The following is a 23693-nucleotide window of genomic DNA, read 5'->3' on the forward strand; positions in this document are numbered from 1 at the left end:
GGGAGAGGAGCAAGAAGTATGAGCCAAAAAGATTTAGAAAGCTTACGTAGTCAAATTGACGGATTAAACTTAGAAATTTTACGTCTAATTAATGAACGTGCAACTGTAGTTAATGAAATAGGTAAAATCAAAGAAAAACAAGGTGTAAATCGTTATGATCCAATGCGTGAGCGTCACATGCTTGACCTTATTAAAGAACATAACAACGGTCCGTTAAACCAAATGACGGTTGATTATATTTTTAAACAAATCTTCAAAACAGCACTTAAACAATTAGAGGCTGATAAAAAGAAAGAATTACTTGTATCACGCAAGAAAAAGTCAGAAGATACTGTTATTAATATCAATGGTGAGCTAATTGGCCAAGGAAAACCATCTTTCGTATTTGGTCCATGTGCAGTTGAATCTTATGAACAAGTTGCGGCCGTAGCAGCATCAATTAAAGCTAAAGGCGAAAAACTTATCCGTGGTGGTGCGTACAAACCGCGTACTTCTCCATATGACTTCCAAGGTCTTGGTTTAGAGGGACTGAAAATTTTAAAACGTGTATCTGATGAATTCGGTTTAGGTGTTATTACTGAAATTGTGACACCAGGTCACCTAGATGAAGCACTTGATTATATCGATGTTATCCAAATTGGTGCACGTAATATGCAAAACTTCGAGTTATTAAAAGCTGCCGGTGCAACAAATAAACCAGTTCTTTTAAAACGTGGATTAGCTGCAACTATTGATGAGTTCATTCACGCAGCAGAATACATCATGTCTAAAGGAAATGAAAATATTATCCTTTGCGAACGTGGAATTCGTACGTACGAAAAAGCGACACGTAATACACTAGACATTTCAGCTGTACCAATTCTAAAACAAGAAACACATTTACCAGTATTCGTAGATGTTACGCATTCTACTGGTCGCCGTGATTTACTACTTCCATGTGCGAAAGCAGCGATTGCTATTGGCGCTGATGGCGTAATGGCTGAAGTGCATCCAGATCCATCGGTAGCACTTTCTGATCAGCAACAACAAATGGATATTCCTACATTTGATGCATTCTACGATACGTTACAAAAATTCATGAAAAACTATGAAATTCACGCATAATCATGTTAAACCGCTTGCCATTTTGGTAGGCGGTTTTCTCGTTAATGTAATGATAAGTAAGATTTTTCAATATTTAGGATCGAGCACGATCCTTACGAGAGTGAAAGAGTCTGCATTTCTTGTTTAGTGACAAAAAAATGTCTAGAATAGGTCTATTTTCGCTCGGAAATTCAAGTCCTATATGTACTTATTATTGAAAGTAATATTAAAATTATCGTATGATAAGGCTATATAAAGGAAAAGGGAGGCGCGTACGATGACTGTTACAATTTATGATGTTGCACGTGAAGCGAATGTTTCAATGGCAACAGTCTCTCGTGTAGTCAATGGCAATCAAAATGTAAAGCCAGCAACGAGAAAAAAAGTATTAGAAGTAATTGAGCGATTAGAATACCGTCCAAACGCAGTAGCGCGAGGACTTGCAAGTAAGAAAACAACAACAGTTGGCGTGATCATTCCCGATATTGCAAACAATGTTTATGCGGAGCTAGCACGTGGTGTGGAGGATATTGCGACGATGTATCGCTACAATATCATTTTAGCCAATTCAGACCAAAATGAAGATAAAGAGTTACAACTTCTCGATACAATGCTGGGTAAACAAGTAGATGGCATTGTCATGATGAGCGATGAAGTAACAGAAAAGATGCAACAATCGATGGACCATTCACCTGTACCGATTGTATTAGCGGGTTCAGTTGATGAAACCCAAACAATGGCTACAGTTAATATTGATTATTTTGAGGCAGCTTATGAGGCGGTTAAGTTACTCATAGATAATGGACATACTCGTATTGGCTTCGTTACAGGGCCGCTTACGTACACAATTAATGGTAAATTTAAATTAGAGGCTTATAAAAAAGCATTACAAGATGCTGGATTGACTCTTGACGAATCATTGATTGTGGCTGAAGAATCTAGCTACGACTCAGGATTAGAAGCATGGGAAACTTTAGCGTTATTAGAAAACCCACCAACAGCATTTTTTGCTGGTAGTGATGAGCTAGCTATTGGTCTAGTTCACGGTGCGCAGGATGTTGGTAAAAACGTCCCCGAAGATATAGAAGTGATTAGTTTCGAAAACTCGAAATTAGCACGCATGGTACGCCCACAACTAACAAGTGTTGTATTGCCGCTTTATGATATTGGAGCTGTAGCAATGCGTTTACTAACAAAATTAATGAATAAAGAAAAGGTCGAGGAAGAAGCGGTAATTTTACCTTATCGTATTGAACATCGACAATCTGTGAAATGTAAATAAACAAAAAACACGTAACTCCTAATAGTGATTTACGTGTTTTTTGTTGCGATGTAAATGTTAGACGCTCTGCAACAAAAAACGCCTCACGATAATTGTGAGGCGTAGCGTTACACTCGTTTTTCATTGCGAATAATATGTAGTGCTTTGCTGAGCATTTGTGCATTTTTTTCCTCTATTTCAGCTTTACGTGGAATTGGCTCATAGAGTAGGCTAGGATCTTCCCAAGTCGGGATAAACGGTACAGGTGATTCTGGTTGCCAGCGGTCTAACCATGCTTGGGGTAGTGGTCCTGAGGGCATTGCTTGGTCTGTCATTTCGAGCCACAACAAGGACCAGGCACGGGGAACAACGCGCCAAATATCGTAGCCACCGCCACCAACAGCAATCCATTTACCTCCACAATATTCATGGGCAAGTTTATGCGCAAGTTTTGGGATTTCTTTATAAAGGTTCATCGTTCCATATAAGTGTGTCAGTGGATCAAAGTAGTGTGCGTCAGCACCATTTTGAGTTAATACAACATCTGGTTTGAAAAACTCGAAAATTTCGCGCATTGATTTTTCATATATTTCTAGGAAACTCTCATCCTCTGTAAAAGCATCAATTGGAAAATTAAACGATGTACCGTAACCTTGACCATTTCCACGCTCGGTAATATTACCTGTCCCAGGGAATAAATAACGTCCAGTTTCATGAATTGATAAAGTACATACATCTGGGTCATCGTAAAAACTCCACTGTACTCCATCCCCGTGATGTGCATCGGTATCAACATATAGGACACGGGCATTATACTTTTCCTGTAAATAGCGAATCGCTACGTTGCTATCGTTGTAAATACAGAAGCCTGAAGCACGCCCACGAAAACCGTGATGAAGACCGCCACCAAGATTAAGTGCATGCTCAGCTTTTCCTTCCATAACATAGTCGACAGCTGTTAATGTACCACCAACTAGTTGTGCACTCGCCTCATGCATGTTCTCGAAAATAGGCGTATCTTCCGTTCCGATGCCGTAGCTCTCGCCTTGTGCTTCTGTTAACTCACCGTGTCCAGCCTTTTTGACAATTTCAATATATTTAGAATCATGAGCAAGCAGTAGTTCCTCATCAGTTGCAATACGAGCAGGCACAATATCAACGTCATCTAAAGCGCCGATGTTTTTAAGTAGATCCATTGTTAGCGTCAAACGTTTATGATTAAAAGGATGTGAATCTGAAAATTTGTATCCGAGTTGCTCAGGTGAATAGACGAAAACAGATTTTTTCGTCATAGTGGAACGCCTGGTAAATTGGGCCATAATACGTCGAAACCTGCTTTACGCAGATCTTCAATCATGGCTAGTGGGTTTAACGTTTGAACGCGGACACTTAAAATTCTATTTTGAGTCTTTTCAGAATCTGGATAAACTAAGACGCTTTGGACATTTGCATGGTGATCAGAGAAAATTTTTGTGATTTCAAATAAGACTCCTGGCGTATCATTCACACGAATCTCGATTTTAGACCCAGGTTCAGTTGCACCAGTTAGCTCGATGTATGTATACAGCAAGTCTGTTGTTGTTACGATGCCAACTAATTTTCCGCCAGATACAATCGGTAAACACCCTACTTTGGATTCATAAAAAGTGAGTGCTACTTCCTCAACAAAATCGAGTGGATGCCCAATGAGTGGGTTTTTCACCATAATTTCTTCAACAGTTGCTTCAAATACAGGTGAATTTGGTTCGTCCTGCAGTGAGGATGGTAATGCTTCTTTAATATCTCGTTCAGTAATAACACCAAGAACATGATTTTCCTCATCTACGATTGGTAAATGACGCACTTTTTTCTCACGCATCTTTTTAAGTGCCTCACGCACTGTGTTTGTCGGAGCCAATGTGTATGGCTCATGATTCATAATTTCTTCAACGATCATATACTCTTCCCCTTTGTGTTGGTTTTAATACATGAACCGGCTTCTAAAGCGTAGCCTGTCGAATCTTTCCATTGTTTCTGGTAGTACACGTTTCCCCTCGCGCGCCATAAGACAATTTGCTGGATGAGATGTGATTTCTGGGTCATCAGTCGCAAAATATACAAAGCCAGCCGAGCTCATCATTCGTTCCATCATTTTACGATAATCCCATACATTCAAGCCTGTACCCTTTAAATCCCAATGCCAATAGTATTCAGTAGTAAGTACTAGATAATCTTCCATTTCGTCGCCCATAAAGGAAACGGCTAATAGTGCTTTTCCAACACCTGTGCCACGATATGCTGGGATTACCTCAATGGCACCTAGCTCAATCATATTTTCGATTGGATCTTCCGCCCATCTTTCGAGTGGATCTGGATATAGATAGGTGACATAGCCTACGACGGTATTCTCGTTTCGAATAATAATAATTCGTCCTTCTGGAAGTCTAGCAATCTCGATGATGGCTTGATGTTGTTGTTTTGGAGGTCTAAATGCAACTAAGTCCTCATGGAATGAATACTCAGCTAATTTTTCTGGAGGAACAGGTCCTTCCACATACACAGTACCATGCTTCGTTTCCTTTGTAACAGAAAAAAAAGTTTTTTTGTGTTCCATATATACACCACCTGACTTTTATATTCCCATTATAACGGATATTATGCGAAAATACGCTTAATTTTACGAAATATAACTTAATTATTAGAAAAATAAAAACATTGAGACATTTTGGGAAAATTCGTGTAAAATAGATTTATATTGCAACTGTTATTTAACAGATTTTTATAGAACTACTCAGTATTCACATGCTTTGTAGTGATTACTCTGTTCTATAACAAAGGTGAAATAACGTAGATGCTTTTAACAGGTGAAGCAGATTTTATTGGGGAATATGTCCTGGTGAGGACGGTTGAAAATCTGTAGATTCATATGTTGAGGCGAATGTAAAGAAAGGGGTAGTTTCATGGGGATGAAAACGATGGAGAAATTAAGAGCTTTACCAATGCAGTACAATTTACCAAATTATGAGGTTGCAGCTGCAACTCATGATTGGGTGGAAACAGAAAAAGGATTTAGTTGGTATGAGACAGGTAATGTCAATATGGCGTACGAGGCAATCGATCGTCATGCTGAGACATACCGAAAAAACAAAGTTGCGCTTTACTATAATGATGGGAAACGTAAAGAGGCCTATACATTCAATGAAATGAAAAAAATGACAAATAAAGCCGCGAACGTTTTAAAATCATCAACAGATTTAGCAAAAGGTGACCGGATGTTTATTTTCATGCCACGTTCACCAGAGCTTTACTTCTCTCTTTTAGGTGCATTAAAAATGGGTGTTATTGTAGGACCATTATTTGAAGCATTTATGGAAGGTGCAGTATATGACCGTTTATCGGATAGTGATGCTAAAGTATTGGTGACAACACCAGAACTTATCGGTCGTGTGCCACTAGACAAACTACCGAACTTGCAAAGAGTTTTCCTTGTAGGGGATGACATTGAAGAGTCAGAGCAAATTCTAGACTTTAATAAACATTTACAAGCAGCATCAATAGAGTTCGACATTGAATGGGTAGATCGTGAAGATGGTATGATTCTTCACTATACTTCAGGGTCAACAGGTACACCAAAGGGCGTTCTGCATGTGCATAATGCGATGTTACAACAGTATCAGTCAACACAATGGGTACTTGATTTACGTGATGATGATATTTACTGGTGTACAGCAGATCCAGGTTGGGTTACAGGAACATCTTATGGTATTTTTGGACCATGGTTAAACGGTGTGACAATGTTAATAGTCGGTGGACGATTCTCTCCACAAGCTTGGTATCAAGCAATTGAAGATTATAGTGTAACGGTTTGGTATAGTGCACCAACTGCGTTCCGTATGTTAATGGGAGCAGGTAGCGGTATTTTAGAAAACTATGATCTTTCTTCGCTGCGACATGTATTATCTGTTGGAGAGCCGTTAAACCCTGAAGTAATTCGTTGGGGATTTGAAGAGCTTGGACATCGTATCCATGATACGTGGTGGATGACAGAAACAGGTGCGCATATGATTTGTAATTATCCAAGTATGGATATTAAACCAGGGTCAATGGGTAAACCATTACCAGGTGTGCATGCGACAATTGTTGATGATTCGGGTAATGAAGTACCACCATTTACAATGGGGAATTTAGCAATACGTCGTGGTTGGCCTGCAATGATGCGTCAAATATGGGGGAATCCAGAGCGTTATGAATCGTATTTCTTAAAAGGTGAATGGTACGTATCTGGCGACTCAGCTTATATGGATGATGAAGGTTACTTCTGGTTCCAAGGTCGTGTAGATGATGTAATTATGACGGCTGGCGAACGTGTGGGACCATTCGAAGTTGAAAGCAAATTACTAGAGCATCCAGATGTACTTGAAGCGGGTGTAATTGGTAAGCCGGATCCAGTGCGCGGTGAGATTATAAAAGCATTTGTATCATTACGTGAGGGCGTTGAGCCATCTGATGAACTAATCGAAGACATTCGAAACTTCGTGAAAAAAGGTTTATCTGCACATGCTGCACCTCGTGAAATCGAATTTAAAGATAAGTTACCGAAAACTAGAAGTGGTAAAATTATGCGACGTGTGTTAAAAGCATGGGAGCTAAATTTACCAGCAGGTGATCTGTCTACAATGGAAGATTAATTTTATTCAGTAGGCGTTCAAATACCAACTAAATAAAATTACACCGAGGTATAATGATTATCTATACAAAAAGAGCATAAAAATAAGGTGGAGATTCATTCGGTTACCGAAAGAATTCCCACCTTATTTTTTTATTGTACGATGAATAAAGCACTTACTTTTATAGGAGAAAAATATTTTGATAGATTATTGAGAAAATAAATAAAAATACAGTTGACTTAATAATTATGCAGACGTATACTATTTTTAACTTAATTCAACAGGACTTTCTCACTTTCATCGTTGGTGAGAAGCAATTAGATTTTAATTTTTTATTCAGCGGATGCCAAAACGTTTTCTATGGAGAAAATGAAGTGTCGGCTGAACAGGATTATAGCCTTGGTGAATTTGATCTTATTACTTTTGAGGTGAATGCAATGAAAGTAGGAATTATTGGCGCAACAGGATACGGTGGATTAGAGCTAATCCGTTTTTTACATAATCATCAAGAAGTTGAGCAGATTGATTTATTTACATCTTCAGAAGAGGGCGTTGTATTCTCTTCGAAGTTTGGACATTTAATCAATATTGCGGATACACCATTACAAAAAATTGATTATGATGCTTTAGAGCAATTTGATGTAGTTTTTACAAGTACCCCATCAGGTGTGACAAGTGAGCTACTACCGCCACTTATAGGAAAAGGTCCGAAGCTAATTGACCTGTCAGGGGATTTCCGCTTAAAGGACTTAGCAAGCTATGAACAATGGTACGGAAAAAAAGCAGCACCTGCTGAGGCTATTGCTAAAAGCGTCTACGGCTTAACAGAATGGAACGCAGAGAATGTAAGGCATGCACCCTTGATTGCGAATCCTGGTTGCTATCCAACAGCTGTTCTACTCTCTTTGTTACCATTATTAAAAAATAGATTAATTGATCCGAGTTTTTTAGTGGTTGATGCCAAAAGTGGTATTTCTGGCGCGGGTAATAAGCCATCACAAGCAACTCATTACAGTGAGGCAAACGATAACTTCTCGATTTATAAGACAAATACGCATCAGCATATACCGGAAATTGAGCAAGCAATTTCTATGTTTGCTGGTATCGATGCAACGATTTCTTTTAATACGCATTTAGTGCCGATGACGCGTGGGATTTTATCGACAGCTTATGCACCGGTTATGCCGGGGGTTACAGAGGCACAATTAGTCGCTTGTTTACAAGAAAAATACGAAAAGCAACCATTCGTTCGAATCATTTCAGATGCAAATGGATTAGCTACAAATCGTGTTAAGGGTTCGAACTATTGCGATATTTTCGTTAAAGTAGATAGCCGTACGAACCGGGCTACGATCGTCAGCGTCATTGACAATTTAGTCAAAGGAGCAGCAGGGCAGGCCATTCAAAATATGAACGTTCAATTTGATTTGCCACAAACGACAGGGTTAGATGTCGTACCATTATTTATTTAAAAAATTATTAAGCACGCCGCAGATTGCTGTGTGCTTCTCTTATTCTATCTTCATTCTGCAGTAAACGCCGAGGCGTAATTGATAAAACCCAAGGAGGAGTTTGATTATGACATTAACAGCATCAACAAATATCATGAAAAAATTATCAAGTAAAAATATTGTTTCACCAAAAGGCTTTAAAGCAGCAGGTATGCACTGTGGTTTAAAGCATAAGAAAAAGGATTTAGCTGTATTAGTGAGTGATGTCCCAGCAAGTGTTGCCGGCGTTTTTACAACAAATGCTGTACAGGCGGCACCACTAAAAGTGACAAAAGAAGTTGTCTATTCAACGCAAAAAATGCAAGCGATGATTGTGAACTCAGGTAATGCCAATGCATGTACTGGGAAGCAAGGTGTAAAGGACGCATTAGAAATGCAAGCTCTAACAGCTGAGAAATTAGGTATTGATGCAAGTTTAGTAGGTGTTTGTTCTACTGGTGTCATCGGTGAAATTATAAATATGACACCAATATCAACTGGGATTGCACAATTAGAGCCGTTAAATAGCTTAGAAAGTGCGATTGATTTTGCACAGGCGATTATGACAACCGATACAGTGATGAAAAACACGAGCTATAGCACATTAATTGATGGCAAGGAAGTTGTGATGGCAGGTGTGGCGAAGGGTTCAGGGATGATTGAGCCGAATATGGCGACTATGCTTGGTTTCATTACAACAGATGCAAATATTGAATCGGATGTATTACAAGCTGCCTTGTCAGAAGTTACGAACTTAACTTTTAATGCTATTACAGTTGATGGCGATACTTCTACAAATGATACTGTAGTTGTGATGGCAAATGGTTTAGCTGGCAACGATACATTAACGCCAGCACATCCAGATTGGCAAAACTTCTACTACACATTAAAAACAGTGGCACAGGATTTAGCAAAAATGATTGCAAAAGACGGAGAAGGTGCAACAAAATTAATCGAGGTAGAAGTAGAAGGAGCTATTTCAGATGAAGAGGCTCGTAAAATAGCAAAAACGGTAGTAGGTTCACCACTTGTAAAAACAGCAGTATTTGGTTGTGATGCAAACTGGGGCCGTATTATTGCTGCAGTTGGTTATAGTGGTGCGACAGTTGATCCAGATAAAATTACGATTCAAATTGGTGGCGCGACAATGGTTGAAAATGGCGAGCCAATTCCGTTTTCAGAAGATGAATTAATTCAGATTTTAAAAATGCACGAAGTAAAAATCTACGTGTCACTTGGTATTGGGGAAGGCCACGGACACGCTTGGGGATGTGATTTAACTTATGACTACGTTCAAATTAACGCATCATACCGCTCGTAAGCGTATGGTCATAAAGCTTGGTGGCAGTACGCTTGAGGGCTTGAATGAAGAGTTTTTTGAGAATTTTAAAAAGCTACAAAATGAAGGTGTGGAGCTCATCATTACACATGGAGGTGGGCCTGCTATTAATCGTGAGCTTGCTGCAAGTCAAGTAGAGTCGCATGCATTAAACGGTATTCGTGTAACGAGTGAGTTGGCTATTGATATTGTACAGTCAACGTTAATCGGCAAAGTGAATCCAGCACTTGTGCATGAGTTAACGGCAGCTGGCATTATGGCGGTTGGCTTAAATGGTTTTGATGGACAGCTGATCGCGGCAGACTTTTTAGACAAGGACATATACGGGTATGTTGGTGAAATAAAAGCAGTGAATACGTCATTATTAGAAGCATTGATAAGTTCTGGACTTGTACCTGTTATCGCTTGTGTTGGTGCGAATGCGAAAGGTCAGGCTTTAAATATTAATGGCGACACAGTGGCAAGTGAAATTGCACTGGCTATTGGCGCAGATAGCTTATTACTTGTAACAGATGTTAAAGGTATTCGTATTAATGATGAATTTCAAACAAAGGTAACGCCTTCCTTAATCGGAAAATGGATTGAGGAAGGGCATATCTACGGTGGGATGATTCCGAAGGTGCAAGGGGCGATTGATTGCTTAAATGCGGGTATCCCATCAGTACAAATTGTTGGCGACACATTAGTCGGCACAACAATTTTAAGTGAGGAGCTAGTAAGATGAGTGCATTGTTTGGAAATTACGGGAAACGTCGTGCGGAAATTGTAAAAGGTCAAGGGACGATTGTAGAAGATTCCTCGGGTAAAAAATATTTAGATTTTACAAGCGGGATTGCAGTTGTAAGTCTTGGACACGCGCACCCTGCGATTGTGAAGGCTGTGCAAGAACAAAGTGAAAAGCTTTGGCATATTTCAAATTTATTTGGTATACCAGGGCAAGAGAAGGTTGCAGAGAAGCTAGTTGCAGATACACATTTATCCTATGCGTTTTTCTGTAATAGTGGTGCTGAGGCAAATGAAGCGGCGATCAAATTGGTACGAAAGCATACAGGGAAAAAACATATCATTACATTTGAAAAGTCTTTTCATGGGCGTACGTTTGGGGCTATGTCTGCAACAGGGCAGGGCAAGATTCATAATGGCTTTGGTCCGTTAGTTGATAAATTCACGACATTACCGTTTAATGATGTAGCGGCGCTTGAAGCGGCTATTGATGATTCAGTTGCAGCGATTATGCTTGAAATGATTCAAGGTGAAGGTGGCGTCAATTCAGTAACACCTGAATTTGCACAAGCAATTTCGACGATTTGTGAAGACAAGGGCGTATTACTCATTATTGACGAAGTACAAACAGGTATTGGTCGTACGGGTACTCGTTATGCATATGAACAAACCGTATTAAAGCCAAACATCGTGACATTAGCAAAGGGGCTGGGAGGCGGATTCCCGGTAGGCGCTATGCTTGGTACAGCTGAGTTTTACGATACGTTTGGACCAGGTACACACGGTACAACTTTCGGTGGCAATCCACTTGCTATGAGTGTAGCTGAAGCAGTACTTAATCAAGTTTTTGATCCATCATTTTTACAACACGTTCAAGAGCTGTCAGCCTATTTTGTTGAGCAATTAAAGGAGCATTTGCCAGCTACTTATACAATACAAGGGCAAGGATTATTACTTGGCGTAGGCTGTGGAGACACTGAAGTTGCATCGTATATTACAGCAGCAGAGGAGAAAGGCTTGCTATTAGTCGGTGCAGGGCCAAACGTTATTCGTTTACTGCCGCCGTTAACTGTTACTAAAGCAGAAATTGACGAAGTTGTTGCTGTTTTGAAGAAAATTTTACTGTAAAAGGCTGATATTCTAATAAAAGAGTTCATCTTATCTTTCTATAAAAGATAAGATGAACTCTTTTATTATGCATTGTTATGAATATATCACAATGAATCATTTGAAAAGGCTGGTGAACATCTAATATCACGGATATTCATTTGCTCTTTGATCATTACACTCATTTGGATAGGACAGTTAAGTTTAACAACAGCTATTTATTTACTATTAAGCATAAGATACTTTGCTTTTTAATGGGAATTTGTAGTCAAACGTCTACTACATTGGGGTAAGAGGCGTATCGGTGGCAACGGCTCCTACTGGATACTTTCATGTTGGAAGTTCAATGATGGGTACATTATTAGCTGATTTAGGTAATGGTGTATCTATTGATCTAGCCAATAGAAAGTTTTCTGAAATAATGAGTAATTACACATATCTACAAATAGAACTATATTGTTTTTCAGGAAAGTTATGTTAAAATATTGATTATGGTTTTTGAATCTAGTCGCTACAATATGTCGCTGTCGTACTTTCTATGAATGCGCGGTTTATGATTGTCTATCCTTTTGGAGAAAAGGTATCCTTTTTAAAAGATAAAAAAGTTTAAATATTTTATCAGTGTCTAGACATTCGCTCCGGCTACTTGAGGTCGTTTCGAAGTCTCTATTCCTAGGAGACTTTGAAACGTTTGTCGCAGCTAAAAGGGCGCGAATGCGCTTTTCTTTTTTTAAAAAACTAAAGATTCTTTTATAAAAAGATGCCTTACTGCTTAGAGTAGAGGGTTCAATAATTTATTAATAATGGGGTCGGAATATCTGATTACCTAAAAAGGAGATTTTTTTAATGAGTGGAAAATATAAAATGCAGCTAAACCAAGCAGCAAGTGAGATGTTTGTACAAATTGAAGGAAGCTTTACTGAGCAACAAGCGAAAGAATTCATCGCAGATTACAACCGAAATACTTCTAGAATCCAACCTTCTAATTTCACATTACGCTTAGACCTAAAAGATTTGAATTTAGTAACGCAGGAATTGGTTCCTTCGTTAGAAAGCTGCTTCTTGCTATACAAGCAATCTAATTTTAATAACATCGTCCTTGAGTTAAATTCTAATCCAATTCTTAAAATGCAAATGAATCGAATGGCTAGAACTGCTGGATTAACAAATCTATCAATTACACAAGGCTAAATTTAAAAAGGTGGAGGCATTTCCTTCATTACTTTTTTCTTTAATAAGAATAAGAAAATCTAATGAGATTCAATTATCCTTATTAGTTAAGATACATATTTGTTAAAAAAGTATAAAGTTTTACAAAAAACTAAATAAAAGAAGGATTTTTAATAAAATGAGAAATGTAATAATTAAAGAAATGGCGATTTATCATCCAGAAGAAAAGGTTTCAAACGATTTCTATATAGAGCATTTCAAACAAAAAGATAATGAAGATTACACGAAATTTTTAACAGAAGTTTTAGGTAGAAACAATCGTTATATCGCAGGGAAAGAAGAAAATTCTCTAACGATGGCAATAGAGGCTTCAAAACGGGTACTGGCTAAAGCAGGAGTTTCTGCGGAAGATTTAGACATGATTATGTTTTCTTCTCAAGTGCCAGAATACACACTTCCAACGAATTCAATAATGATTCATCAAGCGCTTGGAGCAGGTGGCAAAACAGCGGTGTATGATACTAATGCGAATTGTTCGGGCATGACGATGGCGTTAGACAACGCATCTCGCTATTTGGAATCGCATCCGCGAATGAACCGTATTCTTTTAGTTGGTTCTGATAACTTTTTGAGAATTTCTAATCCGAAAGATGTAATCACGTATGCGAACTTTGGTGATGTTGCTGTGGCTGTTCTATTAGAAAAAACAGAGGGAGAAGGCGGATTAATAGATTCTGACTATTTCACAGATTCATCAATTTTTGATAAAGTAGTCTTCCCTCGCAATGGACTATCCAAAGGCATGGAAGACAATTCTATTGACTACACGACGTGGCTGCCGTTTAATGGAGACATCTCTATCGAACGTACAAAAGAATTGATTGACCCAATGTTAAGCCGTAATAATCTAACACCTGAGGATGTTAAAGCATATTGTTTCTCACAATTTGCAAAGAGCAATCTCGATAAACTGCAGGCTCATTTTGGTGTAGAGGAAGAAAGAGTTGTCTTTGTAAGTGATGAGTTTGGTTATACGGGCACAACAAGTCCTTTATTAGCGTTCTATAAAGCAGTGGAAGATGGACGTATCCAACGTGGCGACAAAGTGTTATTATGGACAGTCGGAATCGGCTATCATATTGTTGCGGTATTATATCAATATTAATAAAGAGACCTCCTATTTTATATAATAGGAGGTCTTTTATTTAAAATCTATTGATGAAGGAGTTGCTAAAAATCCATACAAAGTCGATAGAGACTTGGCTACAATATAACTTATCTTTTGTTTACTATACTAAACGGTTCATGATTTTTTCATACAGACGATGCTTATTTTTCGTCTTATTAAAGACAATGACTCCCATTCGCTTAATGGTTCAAGAAATCTAATTCTTTTGTCGTTTATTTTAAACCAGAAACAATTCTATTAAGCGCTCACTTACTTAATTCTTCTAACATATACATTTTTTTATCGACAGATGGCTCCGTCGATCGAAAAGGGATTTCGTATTTTGCGTTATGGTGAGGAATGGCGAGATGAGACGGGGGATAAAGCAATTCTGGCTGTAATTCAACGAGTTAAAGAACTAGAAGAACAAATGAAAGCAGCAGGGATATTTGGATAGCGAGCAAGCGTATCTTCTCCCCGCGTTATCTATCCACGTAGCGATAAATACTTTCAGAACGGCCAAACAGGCTGCATGTGACAAATATATTAGTTGCCGCCTTCATGTTTTACTAGTGTTTGTACTAAGCCAGGTAACCAATCTTTTAATTGACTAAACGTAAAGCCTGCTACCTCTGCTTTAGCAGTTGCCATATACCAATCTGCGGGAATACCATATGGTGAATGAGATTTGTCATCACCAGCTATAAGTGTCACCTTCGCCAATTGCATCTTCAATTAATCCAAGTAAATCTTTCAAAGAAATAGGACCTGTTGCTGTCGCATTAAAAGGACCTTCAATAGCAGAAATACCAGCAAAATATAAAAATGTAGCTGCTTCATCATCTGTTATAAAGCTCATTTTCGCATCAATATTCGGTAATGAAATAGGCTCTTCATTTAGTATCTTTTCAACGTGAAAATGTAAACGGCGTGTGTAATCATGCTCACCAACTACTATAGGGAAACGTACAGCAACTACAGGGAATGTCGCTTGTTTAAACAAAACGGCTTCAGCTTGTCTTTTTCCTTCACCATATGTGAAATCATCTATACCACCCATACGAATTCCAAACGTATATGGATCGAAATCGGCTTCATTTTTTATAACGCCATCTGCCTCATATGTAGCTAGGGTTGATGTGAAGACTAGTTTTTTTGTTTTACTTTGTAGAATTTTTGCAAGATCACGTGCTTCGTTTGGAGAATAGCAAATATTATCATAGACAATATCCCAAGTCATACCGTCTAGTATTTGTGTTAGAGCATTCGCATCATTGCGGTCAACAATCAAATGAAGTACCTGATTGCCAAAAGGGTTACTGCTTTGCCCACGAGTTAAAATCGTCACCTCATGCCCATTTTGAATACAAAGTTCTACTAGCTTTTTTCCAAAAAAACGTGTCCCACCTAAAACTAAAATTTTCATATTTCTCCCCACCCCTAACTTTTTAGTCTTCTCTATCATGACAAAAAAACAAGCTCACTACAATCGTAAAATGATCGTAGTAAGCTTGTCTGCTACTAGCTAAAAAAGACTTAGAAATTACTCAGTTGGAATATCGATAGGTGGAACTACCCCACCATTATTATTTTCTCCGTTCGAGCCACTGCCCCCTGAATTTCCATCGCCATTTGAGTTTCCATTGTTGGACCCATTTGAATTCCCATTATTGGATCCATTTGAGTTTCCATTATTAGACCCATTTGAATTCCCGTTATTAGTTCCATTAGAACCACCACCGTTGTTACTACCATCTGTAGGTGGTAGAGGAGTTTCTTCAGTTTCGTTATCTGGCTCTGATTCTCCACCGTTAGATACAACATTAGATTGTGCGGATGATAAACCAGTAATATCTACAGCAACTACAACGTAAGATCCACCACTTGAGACCGAAACACTTTGAGTAGATTCGAGAACCGAATTGACAAGTGTGCTACTGCCATTTGCGACGTTATAAATGCGATAGCCTACAACATCATTAGAAGAACGTGTCCAAGATAATGTATTTCCACTAAGAGATGCGGTTACTGTTGCTGGTGCACTGCCATCTGCAGGGAAGTCCACTGCTGCCACTGCTGAATTGGATAGTGACGAATTTTTAGGTAGTAGGCTTGATGGATTTCCGCCAAGCTTACCAAGCATACGATTGATAAAGGCAGGGTTAAGACCTAAACCACCCTTTTTGACGAACTCTGCTGGTGTATTTGGATGTGCATTGTACGTTTTACCTTGGATTGTAACCACATTCGCTCCAGCTGAGCCAAAGCTATCATCCGGCTGTGAAGGTAAAAATACGCTGGCATTAAATAAATCTGAACGTACAAGTCCTGCACTCTGGCATGCTGCAGAAGGTGCTAAGCCAGAAATACCACAGAATGATGCAGTGACAACATTTTTAGGTGCTTTAAAGCTTGTTTTAGCATCAATTAGTTCAGTATCTACATCGTACATGGCATTCATTAATGTACCCCATAGTTTATTAATACGTGTACTTGGTTGTAAATACGTATTATTGAATGCATAAAGTGAGCGCTGTTTGTCATAGCCCATCCATACGCCTAGTGAAACATTTGGGTTATAGCCGACTAGCCAAACGTCATTATAGTTTTGTGAAGTCCCTGTTTTTGCAGCGAAATCCGATGAGAATTTTAACGTTCTATTCGCTTCTGTACCTGTACCAGATTTTAATACATCACGCATCATATCTGTAATGATATATGATGTTTCAGGACTAAATACTTGAACAGGCTCTACTTCATGTTGATAGATAATATTGCCATCAAGATCCTCGATTTTTTCAATCATATAGGCATCTATAAACTGCCCGCCATTTGCAAATGTTGCGAAGGCATTTGTGTTTTCCTCTACAGTTGTGCCGACTTCTAAAGCTCCGATTCCAGTTGCTAGATTTTCATAGTCTGCTGGCTGTAGTTTTGAAAAGTCCATCTGTGCTAAAAACTGTGCCGGACGTTTGTTTAAAATGTTGTAATATAAACGTAGCGCCGATAAGTTCTGTGAGCTTGCTAATGCTTCACGTGCAGGGATAATGCCTCGTTCATCACTTTCTGTATAGTTGCTTGGACTCCAGCCACCAAGAGAGAATTTAACGTCAACTACTGGACTACCTGCACCAATCACACCGTATTCAATTGCCGGTGCATAAACGAGTAAAGGCTTCATCGTTGAACCGTTTGAACGATAAGCTTGTGTCGCATGGTTTAATTCTTCTGTTTGGAAGTCACGACCGCCAAGGAAGCTTAAAATTCTACCTGTGCTGTTTTCGATTAAAATACTTCCAACTTGAACAGGCATTTCAATATCAATTTCTTCCCCAGTGACAGGATCTTTCCCTTTACTTGTATACGTTTGACCATAGTATTTAAAGTTGTCCGCTGTTTTACGCATTGCATCGTACATATCTTTATTAATAGTGGAATAAATACGATAGCCTTTTGAGCGCACATCACGGTCTGCTAAAATCATATATTTTTCTTTGAGTTTTTCTTCTGTCTTTAAGCGCTCAGGGTCGATTCCATCTTCTTTTGCTAAAATTTCTGCAATGATTTCTTTCGCCCGGCCTTCTAGTTCATATGTTAACCATGGGTATTGATCTTCTGGACGCAATTCAGGTTCGCGGAAATCAGCTGTAATATCATATTCTAATGCCGTTTTATATTCCGTATCATCTATATAACCTGCTTCCTTCATACGATATAGAACCGTCTTCATACGGTCAATCCCAGGTTGTAGTGCCTCCGCGCTCTTTAAAACACCTTTATTTGTAAATGGTGTATAGGCGTAAGGTGCTTGTGGAATACCAGCTATATAAGCTGCTTGTGGAAGTGTTAAATCCTTCGCTTTAACTCCGAAAATCCCATCTGCAGCAGTTTCAATCCCTGCAATATTACGACCTGATGCATTACGGCCATAAGGGATAATGTTTAAATATGCTTCTAGAATTTCTTCTTTTGTCATGAAGTGCTCTAATCGCATCGCGAGTAAAAGTTCTTTCGCTTTTCGTTCATAGGATACTTCATTTGTTAATACTTGGTTTTTAATAAGTTGTTGTGTCAGTGTAGAACCACCTGTTTGTGTTGATGAGTTTGTGACATCTTGTAGTAGCCCACGAAATACAGCTTTTGGCACAATCCCATTGTGCTCACGGAAATACTCATCCTCAGTTGCCAGTACTGCATTAATTACATTTGGTGAAACTGAGCTTAATGAGGTTTCACGACGGTCTAAATCTGTTCGTAATTTGCCAATGTAAACATCATTGGCAAAATAAATTTCACTCGTTTCATCGTAATTGAAGATGAGTTCACGTAACTCTTCTTTTGAGCGAAGTGGCTCATCCTTTACAAGTGAGGCAAAATAACCTGCACCAACCGAGCCAACAAAAACCAAACCAACAAGTACAAAGATTAAAAATAGTAAAAATAAGTTCCAGGTCACACTGCCTGAAATACGTAATGTCTTCATCCATTTTTGTTCGAGTAACTCATCGATCTTTGCGTTGATTTTTTCAATCCAATCTTTCACTTAATCGACCTCCTAAAATCAAGATTTATTATAGCATATTTTGATTTAACTAGAACATAGTTATTGACTTTGAAAGAGATTCGTTTAGAATAATGCTTATAGTTTTCTAGTGATGAAAAGTTTGCAGTAGTTTCTATATTCCCTGTTTAGAGAGCTAGCGGTTGGTGAAAGCTAGTCATAATGTAGAAATGAATTACGTACTTGGAGCTTAGACGTGCGCGCCTGCGATAAAGGCGGTCAATGAAGAGGAAGATGGATGACATCTTCAAGCCGGGTGGTACCGCGTTAAGTGAAATTTAACGTCCCTGCATGCAACTTGTTGCGTGTGGGGACTTTTTTATGTCATTGCACGTAGCAGATAACAAACATTTCTAGGAGGAATTAAGATGACAAACGAATTATTACAAGATTTAGAATGGCGTGGCCTACTATACCAACAAACTGATGCTGAAGGTATGGCAAAATTACTAGAAGAACAATCAGTTTCTTTATACTGTGGTGTTGACCCAACTGCGGACTCTATGCATATTGGTCATATCGTGCCACTTTTAACGCTTCGTCGTTTCCAAAAAGCAGGGCATCGTCCAATTTTACTGGTGGGTGGTGCAACAGGTATGATTGGGGATCCATCTGGTCGTTCTGAGGAGCGTCAACTACAAACAGTCGAGCAAATTGACAAAAACGTGCAAGGTATTCGCGGTCAATTAGAGCGTATTTTTGAATTTGCTGAAGATGGTAATGGTGCACAACTAGTGAACAACCGCGACTGGATTGGCGAAATGAACACGATTGAATTTTTACGTGACTACGGGAAATTAATTAACGTTAATTATATGCTTGCAAAAGATACAATTGCATCACGTTTGGATACAGGAATTTCATTTACTGAATTCGCCTACACATTAATCCAAGGAATTGACTACAATCACTTATACAACCACTACAATTGCCGTATTCAAGTAGGTGGTTCTGATCAATGGGGGAACATTACAACTGGTCTAGAGGTAATTCGTAAAACGCATGAAGAAGAGACAAAAGCATTTGGTATTACAATTCCGTTAGTAACAAAAGCGGATGGCACTAAATTTGGTAAAACAGCTGGTGGGGCCATTTGGTTAGATGGTAAGAAAACTTCTCCGTATGAATTCTACCAGTTCTGGATCAACGCGGCAGATGCAGATGTTGTAAAATACTTAAAAATCTTTACATTCTTAACGCGTGAAGAAATTGAAGTTTTAGCAGAATCTGTTGAGCAAGAGCCACATTTACGTAAAGCGCAAAAAGCACTTGCAGAAGAAATGACGCGCTTAATACACGGACAAGAAGCTTTAGATCAAGCTATCCGTATTACAGCAGCATTATTCTCTGGTGACTTAAAAGCACTTTCAGCAGAAGAAATGAAAGACGCTTTTAAAGATGTTCCTTCTATCGAAATGGTGAAAGAAAGTAAAAATATTGTGGATTTACTTGTAGAAGCGGGAATCTCGTCTTCTAAACGTCAAGCACGTGAAGATGTTACAAATGGTGCAATAAGCGTAAATGGTGAAAAGGTGACAGACCTTGCCTATACAGTGGATGAAAAAGATCGTCTTGAGGATGCATTTAGCATTGTACGTCGTGGTAAGAAAAAATACCATATGGTGAAATTTAACTAAATCTAATGCAGTGAAAAACCCCCTTGAATTTTTGTTTCAAGGGGGTTTCTTATTTATTTTAGAAAGCTGGGAAGCTCAACATGGCGATAACTCTCAGGATGTAGTAACTGTGCGAGCTTTAATGCCCCCTCTAATAGACGTGGAGATGGGCGACAGTAAAGCCATTCTTCCATAACGTGGAGCTGTTCCTGCTCGACGGCGCGTAACTCATTTGCTTGTGGACGTTTAAGTAAGTGCGCAGGCTTAATGCGTTCATAAGCAACACCCACCCATGCCATGAAAATATAATCTGGGTTGCGCTGGATAATATCTGTCCAATCCGTTTGGACGCTTGCTAATTCCACATCTTGAAATACATTACGTCCACCTGCAATTTGACTGATTTCTGTGAGCCAATTTATCATCCCGGGTGTGAAAATTGGATTTGGCCACCATTCCCAATAAAGCGTGGGCTTGTAAGAGATGGTTTGGGCAATACTTCGAAGGTGTTCAACAAAGAGCAAATAGTCCTGAGAAATTTCTTTAGCTCGTTTTTCGACACCACAAGCAGTACCGAGTGTATGTAAATCTTCTGCAATCTCCTTTAGAGAGTTGGCGTTAAAGACAAGATGAGGGATTTTTCGTTCCTGTAAAGCTTCAATATTTTTTTCCATACCTGGCACGCTAAGTGATGCGAGCACAAGATCAGGCTTTAGTGATTCTAGTGCATCTATGTCGATGGATAAGTCTGGTCCGAGTTTCGGAAGATTTTGCACGGATGTAGGCCAATCCGAGAAATCGTCCACACCGACTAGTTGATCAGTTAAGCCTAGATATGCAACTAGTTCTGTATTACTTGGACAAATTGAGATTAAGCGCATAATCATTACCTCTATTCTTTTTAAGTAAAGTATAGCTAGTGCCTGGCACGTACACAATTAAAAAAACCTTTGGATATTAAATCCAAAGGTTTTTATTTTTTAATACTAAGAAACGGTTACTGTTTCACGTTGTTTAGCTTCTGCAACGACAGGTCCCATTGCATTAGTAATAATTTGTTTAATGTCTTCTAGCGTAGCTTTACGTGGATTTGTCGCTGCGCAAACATCTAACATCGCATTTTTAGCTAAAATTTCGATGTCTTCGTCTTTCGCACCTAATTCACGGAAGCCACTTGGGATGTTTAGGTCTTTTGATAGACCTTCGATTACTGCAATTGCTTTTTCAGCAGCATCGCGTTTGCTTAGACCCTCTACGTTTGCACCTAATAATTCAGCGATTTTCGCAAAGCGTTCTGTGCGTGCTGTTAAATTGAAGCGGCAAACGTGTGGCAGTAAAATCGCGTTACATACACCGTGTGGCAAGTTATAGAAGCCACCTAATTGATGGGCGATCGCATGCACGTAGCCTAAAGATGCATTATTAAATGCCATCCCTGCTAAGAATTGAGCGTAAACCATTTGCTCACGAGCTTCTAAATCTGCTCCGTTTGCATAGGCACGTGGTAAAAACTCAGGGATTAGTTGAAGTACTTTTTCACCACAAGCATCAGTAATTGGAGTTGCATTTGTTGATACGAATGCTTCGATTGCATGTGTTAATGCATCTAAGCCAGTTGCTGCTGTTAGTGCTGGCGGTAATCCAATCATTAACTCAGGATCATTAATAGAAACAAGAGGGGTAACATGTTTATCCACAATCGCCATTTTCACTCTACGCGCTGTATCTGTAATAATAGTAAAACGCGTCATTTCACTAGCTGTACCAGCTGTTGTGTTAATTGCGATTAATGGAACTAGCGGATTTTGTGTTTGATCAACGCCTTCATAATCATGAATGCGTCCACCATTCGAAGCAATAATTCCAATACCTTTTGCAGCATCGTGTGCACTTCCGCCTCCAACCGATACGATTGAATCACAGTTCTCGGCATGATAAACCGCGATACCGTCTTCAATATTCTTGTCCGTTGGATTTGGTTCTGCTTTCGGGAAAATTGCAACTTCAATTCCAGCAGCTGTAATGATGTTAGCAATTTGTTCTGAGAGGCCTAATTTGTGTAAGCCCTCATCTGTTACGATCAATGTCTTTTTCACTTCTAAGTCATTTAAGCGGTTACCAACTTCTTGAATTGCACCAGGTCCAAATAAGTTTGATGTCGGCATTACAAATTGCTTTAGAACGTCTGACATGTTTCCAACCCCTTTTTCAATGTTAGTTATTGCTTGAATGGCAATGAAACACCTTTCAAAATTTATATTATTCTATTTATTGTAAAAACGCAACCATTATCTACTAAAAAAATGTAAATTTTTAGTAGATGTTATTGTACAAAAAGGTTACTAATCTTATTTTATGCAAAAATTCTAATAGAAATGCCAATATAGATTTATTTATAGTTAGTAAATTATTTTTTTATGAAAATAAAAATAATAAAGGTTATTTTCGACTATTAATATAGTGGAAAACTTGTATATCTTGTAAATATATGAGGTTTTCATAGATTTGAAAAATAATGCTTTCAATTAATTAGATTTAGTATTGCCGGTTAAACCCCTTGGATTAATTAAGAGATAGGGGAATTATGTATATTTCGTAGACTGAAGAAAAGAAAGCGAGACATTTGGAGAATGTAAAGGTTAATTAACTGAAATAGCTGTAAGGCAGCAAATAAATTCAGTAATTTCAATATTAATAACTAGTGATGAAGAGCTTTTACAAAAAATGAGTTGGACTTTTAAGAACAAATGAAATAACAAGAGTGGATGTACGTTATAAATAAACCAGGGGAAGACAGCTAAATGCCGTATGGATATTTTTGTGATTTACAGTGGGAGTTATAAAAATTACATATGATATAATCGATTTGAAAGAGGTGATTCTCATGAAAATCTTAGTTTTAGGTGCAACAGGACGAGTGGGGAGCCAAATAATTCCACGTGCACTAGAGGACGGACACGATGTTACAATATTAGTTCGCACACCAGATAAAATAAAAGTGATTGATGAAAATATACATATTATTCAAGGGAATGCCCTAAACAAAAATGATGTTGAATCTGTGATGGCAGGAGTTGATATAGTCATTAGTGCATTAAATACGGATGGAACTAATACTTTATCTGAAAGCATGCAACTAATTTTAGAAGCGATGAAAAAAGAAGATGTCAAACGAATAATAACGATTGGTACTGCCGGTATTTTACAAAGTCGGGTGACTCCTGGTTTACTTCGTTATCAGTCAAGTGAATCAAAACGGAAGTCAACACAAGCAGCACAAGAACATCATAGGGTTTTTGATATGCTTACTGACTCTGAAGTTGAGTGGACAATTGTTTGTCCTACATATTTACCTGATGGAGATTGTACTAGTAAATATCGAGTTGAAAGTAGCTTTTTGCCTGAGGGTGGAACTGTAATAACTGTAGGAGATACTGCGGAGTTTACCTATCAGCAAGTTAAGAGTACAAAATTTTTGAAATCTCGTGTTGGAATAGCTTATTAATATCACGATCATGATAAAAATCCA

Annotated in this window: 20 protein-coding genes and 1 other annotated feature; of the genes, 12 read left to right on the forward strand and 8 right to left on the reverse strand. The window is 38.5% G+C overall.

Annotation, left to right across the window (positions count from 1 at the left end; all coding sequences use genetic code 11):
- The first annotated feature begins 18 nt into the window (after nucleotides 1-18).
- Together AEA09_RS02920 and ccpA are read left to right on the forward strand one after the other, a co-directional pair.
- Nucleotides 19-1104 (forward strand): bifunctional 3-deoxy-7-phosphoheptulonate synthase/chorismate mutase, encoded by a 1086-nt coding sequence (locus AEA09_RS02920; protein WP_053582421.1) that lies wholly within the window; start codon nucleotides 19-21, stop codon nucleotides 1102-1104.
- 256 nt (nucleotides 1105-1360) lie between these two features.
- Nucleotides 1361-2365, forward strand: coding sequence for a catabolite control protein A (gene ccpA / locus AEA09_RS02925; RefSeq protein ID WP_053582422.1), 1005 nt, complete (start codon nucleotides 1361-1363; stop codon nucleotides 2363-2365).
- 107 nt (nucleotides 2366-2472) lie between these two features.
- Here the strand turns inward: ccpA and AEA09_RS02930 are convergent, their stop codons facing one another.
- From AEA09_RS02930 to AEA09_RS02940, 3 genes are read right to left on the reverse strand one after another with little or no spacing between them, the layout of a single operon-like run.
- Nucleotides 2473-3636, reverse strand: coding sequence for an acetoin utilization protein AcuC (locus AEA09_RS02930; protein WP_053582423.1), 1164 nt, complete (start codon nucleotides 3634-3636; stop codon nucleotides 2473-2475).
- Nucleotides 3633-4280: an acetoin utilization AcuB family protein gene (locus tag AEA09_RS02935; protein ID WP_053582424.1), complete on the reverse strand. Its 648-nt coding sequence runs from the start codon at nucleotides 4278-4280 to the stop codon at nucleotides 3633-3635. The genes AEA09_RS02930 and AEA09_RS02935 overlap by 4 nt, the downstream gene beginning before the upstream one ends.
- Nucleotides 4281-4304: 24 nt before the next feature.
- Nucleotides 4305-4937, reverse strand: coding sequence for a GNAT family N-acetyltransferase (locus AEA09_RS02940; protein ID WP_053582425.1), 633 nt, complete (start codon nucleotides 4935-4937; stop codon nucleotides 4305-4307).
- Between the two features lie 352 nt (nucleotides 4938-5289).
- On the opposite strand from AEA09_RS02940, the gene acsA reads away from it, so the two are divergent.
- The 8 genes from acsA (at nucleotide 5290) to AEA09_RS02975 (ending at nucleotide 13984) form a co-directional block, all read left to right on the forward strand.
- A complete protein-coding gene (acsA, locus tag AEA09_RS02945; RefSeq protein WP_053584582.1) occupies nucleotides 5290-7011 on the forward strand; it encodes an acetate--CoA ligase in 1722 nt (573 codons plus the stop codon).
- 416 nt (nucleotides 7012-7427) lie between these two features.
- A complete protein-coding gene (argC, locus tag AEA09_RS02950) occupies nucleotides 7428-8462 on the forward strand; it encodes an N-acetyl-gamma-glutamyl-phosphate reductase (protein ID WP_053584583.1) in 1035 nt (344 codons plus the stop codon).
- A gap of 106 nt (nucleotides 8463-8568) precedes the next feature.
- On the forward strand, nucleotides 8569-9801 hold the full coding sequence (gene argJ, locus AEA09_RS02955; protein WP_053582426.1) for a bifunctional glutamate N-acetyltransferase/amino-acid acetyltransferase ArgJ: 1233 nt from the start codon (nucleotides 8569-8571) through the stop codon (nucleotides 9799-9801).
- Nucleotides 9764-10543, forward strand: coding sequence for an acetylglutamate kinase (gene argB / locus AEA09_RS02960; protein WP_053582427.1), 780 nt, complete (start codon nucleotides 9764-9766; stop codon nucleotides 10541-10543). Before argJ ends, argB begins: the two co-directional genes overlap by 38 nt.
- Complete coding sequence (locus AEA09_RS02965) at nucleotides 10540-11670, forward strand: acetylornithine transaminase (protein ID WP_053582428.1); 1131 nt, start codon at nucleotides 10540-10542, stop codon at nucleotides 11668-11670. Before argB ends, AEA09_RS02965 begins: the two co-directional genes overlap by 4 nt.
- A gap of 283 nt (nucleotides 11671-11953) precedes the next feature.
- Nucleotides 11954-12130 carry a hypothetical protein gene (locus AEA09_RS19775; protein ID WP_156312023.1) on the forward strand — a complete coding sequence of 59 codons (177 nt, stop codon included), beginning with the start codon at nucleotides 11954-11956 and terminating at the stop codon, nucleotides 12128-12130.
- Between the two features lie 365 nt (nucleotides 12131-12495).
- Complete coding sequence (locus tag AEA09_RS02970) at nucleotides 12496-12840, forward strand: hypothetical protein (RefSeq protein WP_053582429.1); 345 nt, start codon at nucleotides 12496-12498, stop codon at nucleotides 12838-12840.
- A gap of 157 nt (nucleotides 12841-12997) precedes the next feature.
- Nucleotides 12998-13984: a ketoacyl-ACP synthase III gene (locus AEA09_RS02975; protein WP_053582430.1), complete on the forward strand. Its 987-nt coding sequence runs from the start codon at nucleotides 12998-13000 to the stop codon at nucleotides 13982-13984.
- Between the two features lie 549 nt (nucleotides 13985-14533).
- Here the strand turns inward: AEA09_RS02975 and AEA09_RS20195 are convergent.
- The 3 genes from AEA09_RS20195 to AEA09_RS02985 all read right to left on the reverse strand — a co-directional run bounded on the left by AEA09_RS20195 (nucleotide 14534) and on the right by AEA09_RS02985 (nucleotide 18530).
- Nucleotides 14534-14716 (reverse strand): hypothetical protein, encoded by a 183-nt coding sequence (locus AEA09_RS20195; protein ID WP_245622767.1) that lies wholly within the window; start codon nucleotides 14714-14716, stop codon nucleotides 14534-14536.
- Nucleotides 14682-15413 carry an NAD-dependent epimerase/dehydratase family protein gene (locus AEA09_RS02980; protein ID WP_245622768.1) on the reverse strand — a complete coding sequence of 244 codons (732 nt, stop codon included), beginning with the start codon at nucleotides 15411-15413 and terminating at the stop codon, nucleotides 14682-14684. The genes AEA09_RS20195 and AEA09_RS02980 overlap by 35 nt, the downstream gene beginning before the upstream one ends.
- A 117-nt stretch (nucleotides 15414-15530) precedes the next feature.
- A complete protein-coding gene (locus tag AEA09_RS02985; protein ID WP_053582431.1) occupies nucleotides 15531-18530 on the reverse strand; it encodes a transglycosylase domain-containing protein in 3000 nt (999 codons plus the stop codon).
- A 103-nt stretch (nucleotides 18531-18633) separates the two neighbouring features.
- Nucleotides 18634-18840 (forward strand) — a binding site (T-box leader).
- A gap of 76 nt (nucleotides 18841-18916) precedes the next feature.
- Between AEA09_RS02985 and tyrS the strand changes: the two genes are divergently transcribed.
- Entirely contained in the window at nucleotides 18917-20185 is a 1269-nt protein-coding gene (gene tyrS, locus AEA09_RS02990; RefSeq protein ID WP_053582432.1) for a tyrosine--tRNA ligase, read from the forward strand.
- Between the two features lie 53 nt (nucleotides 20186-20238).
- Here the strand turns inward: tyrS and AEA09_RS02995 are convergent, their stop codons facing one another.
- Nucleotides 20239-21045 carry a cobalamin-binding protein gene (locus AEA09_RS02995; protein WP_053582433.1) on the reverse strand — a complete coding sequence of 269 codons (807 nt, stop codon included), beginning with the start codon at nucleotides 21043-21045 and terminating at the stop codon, nucleotides 20239-20241.
- Nucleotides 21046-21150: 105 nt separating this feature from the next.
- A complete protein-coding gene (locus AEA09_RS03000; protein WP_053582434.1) occupies nucleotides 21151-22356 on the reverse strand; it encodes an iron-containing alcohol dehydrogenase in 1206 nt (401 codons plus the stop codon).
- 692 nt (nucleotides 22357-23048) lie between these two features.
- Here AEA09_RS03000 and AEA09_RS03005 point away from each other — a divergent pair.
- Nucleotides 23049-23669 carry an NAD(P)-dependent oxidoreductase gene (locus AEA09_RS03005; protein ID WP_053582435.1) on the forward strand — a complete coding sequence of 207 codons (621 nt, stop codon included), beginning with the start codon at nucleotides 23049-23051 and terminating at the stop codon, nucleotides 23667-23669.
- Nucleotides 23670-23693 lie beyond the last annotated feature (24 nt).

It is taken from the genome of Lysinibacillus contaminans, assembly GCF_001278945.1.
Taxonomy (GTDB): domain Bacteria; phylum Bacillota; class Bacilli; order Bacillales_A; family Planococcaceae; genus Lysinibacillus; species Lysinibacillus contaminans.

What these genes read in the sequence shown, in the direction of transcription:
- AEA09_RS02920 (WP_053582421.1), top strand. Translation starts at nt 19, where the DNA reads ATGAGCCAAAAAGATTTAGAAAGCTTACGTAGTCAAATTGACGGATTA.
- ccpA (WP_053582422.1), top strand. Translation starts at nt 1,361, where the DNA reads ATGACTGTTACAATTTATGATGTTGCACGTGAAGCGAATGTTTCAATG.
- AEA09_RS02930 (WP_053582423.1), bottom strand. Translation starts at nt 3,636, where the DNA reads ATGACGAAAAAATCTGTTTTCGTCTATTCACCTGAGCAACTCGGATAC.
- AEA09_RS02935 (WP_053582424.1), bottom strand. Translation starts at nt 4,280, where the DNA reads ATGATCGTTGAAGAAATTATGAATCATGAGCCATACACATTGGCTCCG.
- AEA09_RS02940 (WP_053582425.1), bottom strand. Translation starts at nt 4,937, where the DNA reads ATGGAACACAAAAAAACTTTTTTTTCTGTTACAAAGGAAACGAAGCAT.
- acsA (WP_053584582.1), top strand. Translation starts at nt 5,290, where the DNA reads ATGAAAACGATGGAGAAATTAAGAGCTTTACCAATGCAGTACAATTTA.
- argC (WP_053584583.1), top strand. Translation starts at nt 7,428, where the DNA reads ATGAAAGTAGGAATTATTGGCGCAACAGGATACGGTGGATTAGAGCTA.
- argJ (WP_053582426.1), top strand. Translation starts at nt 8,569, where the DNA reads ATGACATTAACAGCATCAACAAATATCATGAAAAAATTATCAAGTAAA.
- argB (WP_053582427.1), top strand. Translation starts at nt 9,764, where the DNA reads ATGACTACGTTCAAATTAACGCATCATACCGCTCGTAAGCGTATGGTC.
- AEA09_RS02965 (WP_053582428.1), top strand. Translation starts at nt 10,540, where the DNA reads ATGAGTGCATTGTTTGGAAATTACGGGAAACGTCGTGCGGAAATTGTA.
- AEA09_RS02970 (WP_053582429.1), top strand. Translation starts at nt 12,496, where the DNA reads ATGAGTGGAAAATATAAAATGCAGCTAAACCAAGCAGCAAGTGAGATG.
- AEA09_RS02975 (WP_053582430.1), top strand. Translation starts at nt 12,998, where the DNA reads ATGAGAAATGTAATAATTAAAGAAATGGCGATTTATCATCCAGAAGAA.
- AEA09_RS20195 (WP_245622767.1), bottom strand. Translation starts at nt 14,716, where the DNA reads ATGCAATTGGCGAAGGTGACACTTATAGCTGGTGATGACAAATCTCAT.
- AEA09_RS02980 (WP_245622768.1), bottom strand. Translation starts at nt 15,413, where the DNA reads ATGAAAATTTTAGTTTTAGGTGGGACACGTTTTTTTGGAAAAAAGCTA.
- tyrS (WP_053582432.1), top strand. Translation starts at nt 18,917, where the DNA reads ATGACAAACGAATTATTACAAGATTTAGAATGGCGTGGCCTACTATAC.
- AEA09_RS02995 (WP_053582433.1), bottom strand. Translation starts at nt 21,045, where the DNA reads ATGCGCTTAATCTCAATTTGTCCAAGTAATACAGAACTAGTTGCATAT.
- AEA09_RS03000 (WP_053582434.1), bottom strand. Translation starts at nt 22,356, where the DNA reads ATGTCAGACGTTCTAAAGCAATTTGTAATGCCGACATCAAACTTATTT.
- AEA09_RS03005 (WP_053582435.1), top strand. Translation starts at nt 23,049, where the DNA reads ATGAAAATCTTAGTTTTAGGTGCAACAGGACGAGTGGGGAGCCAAATA.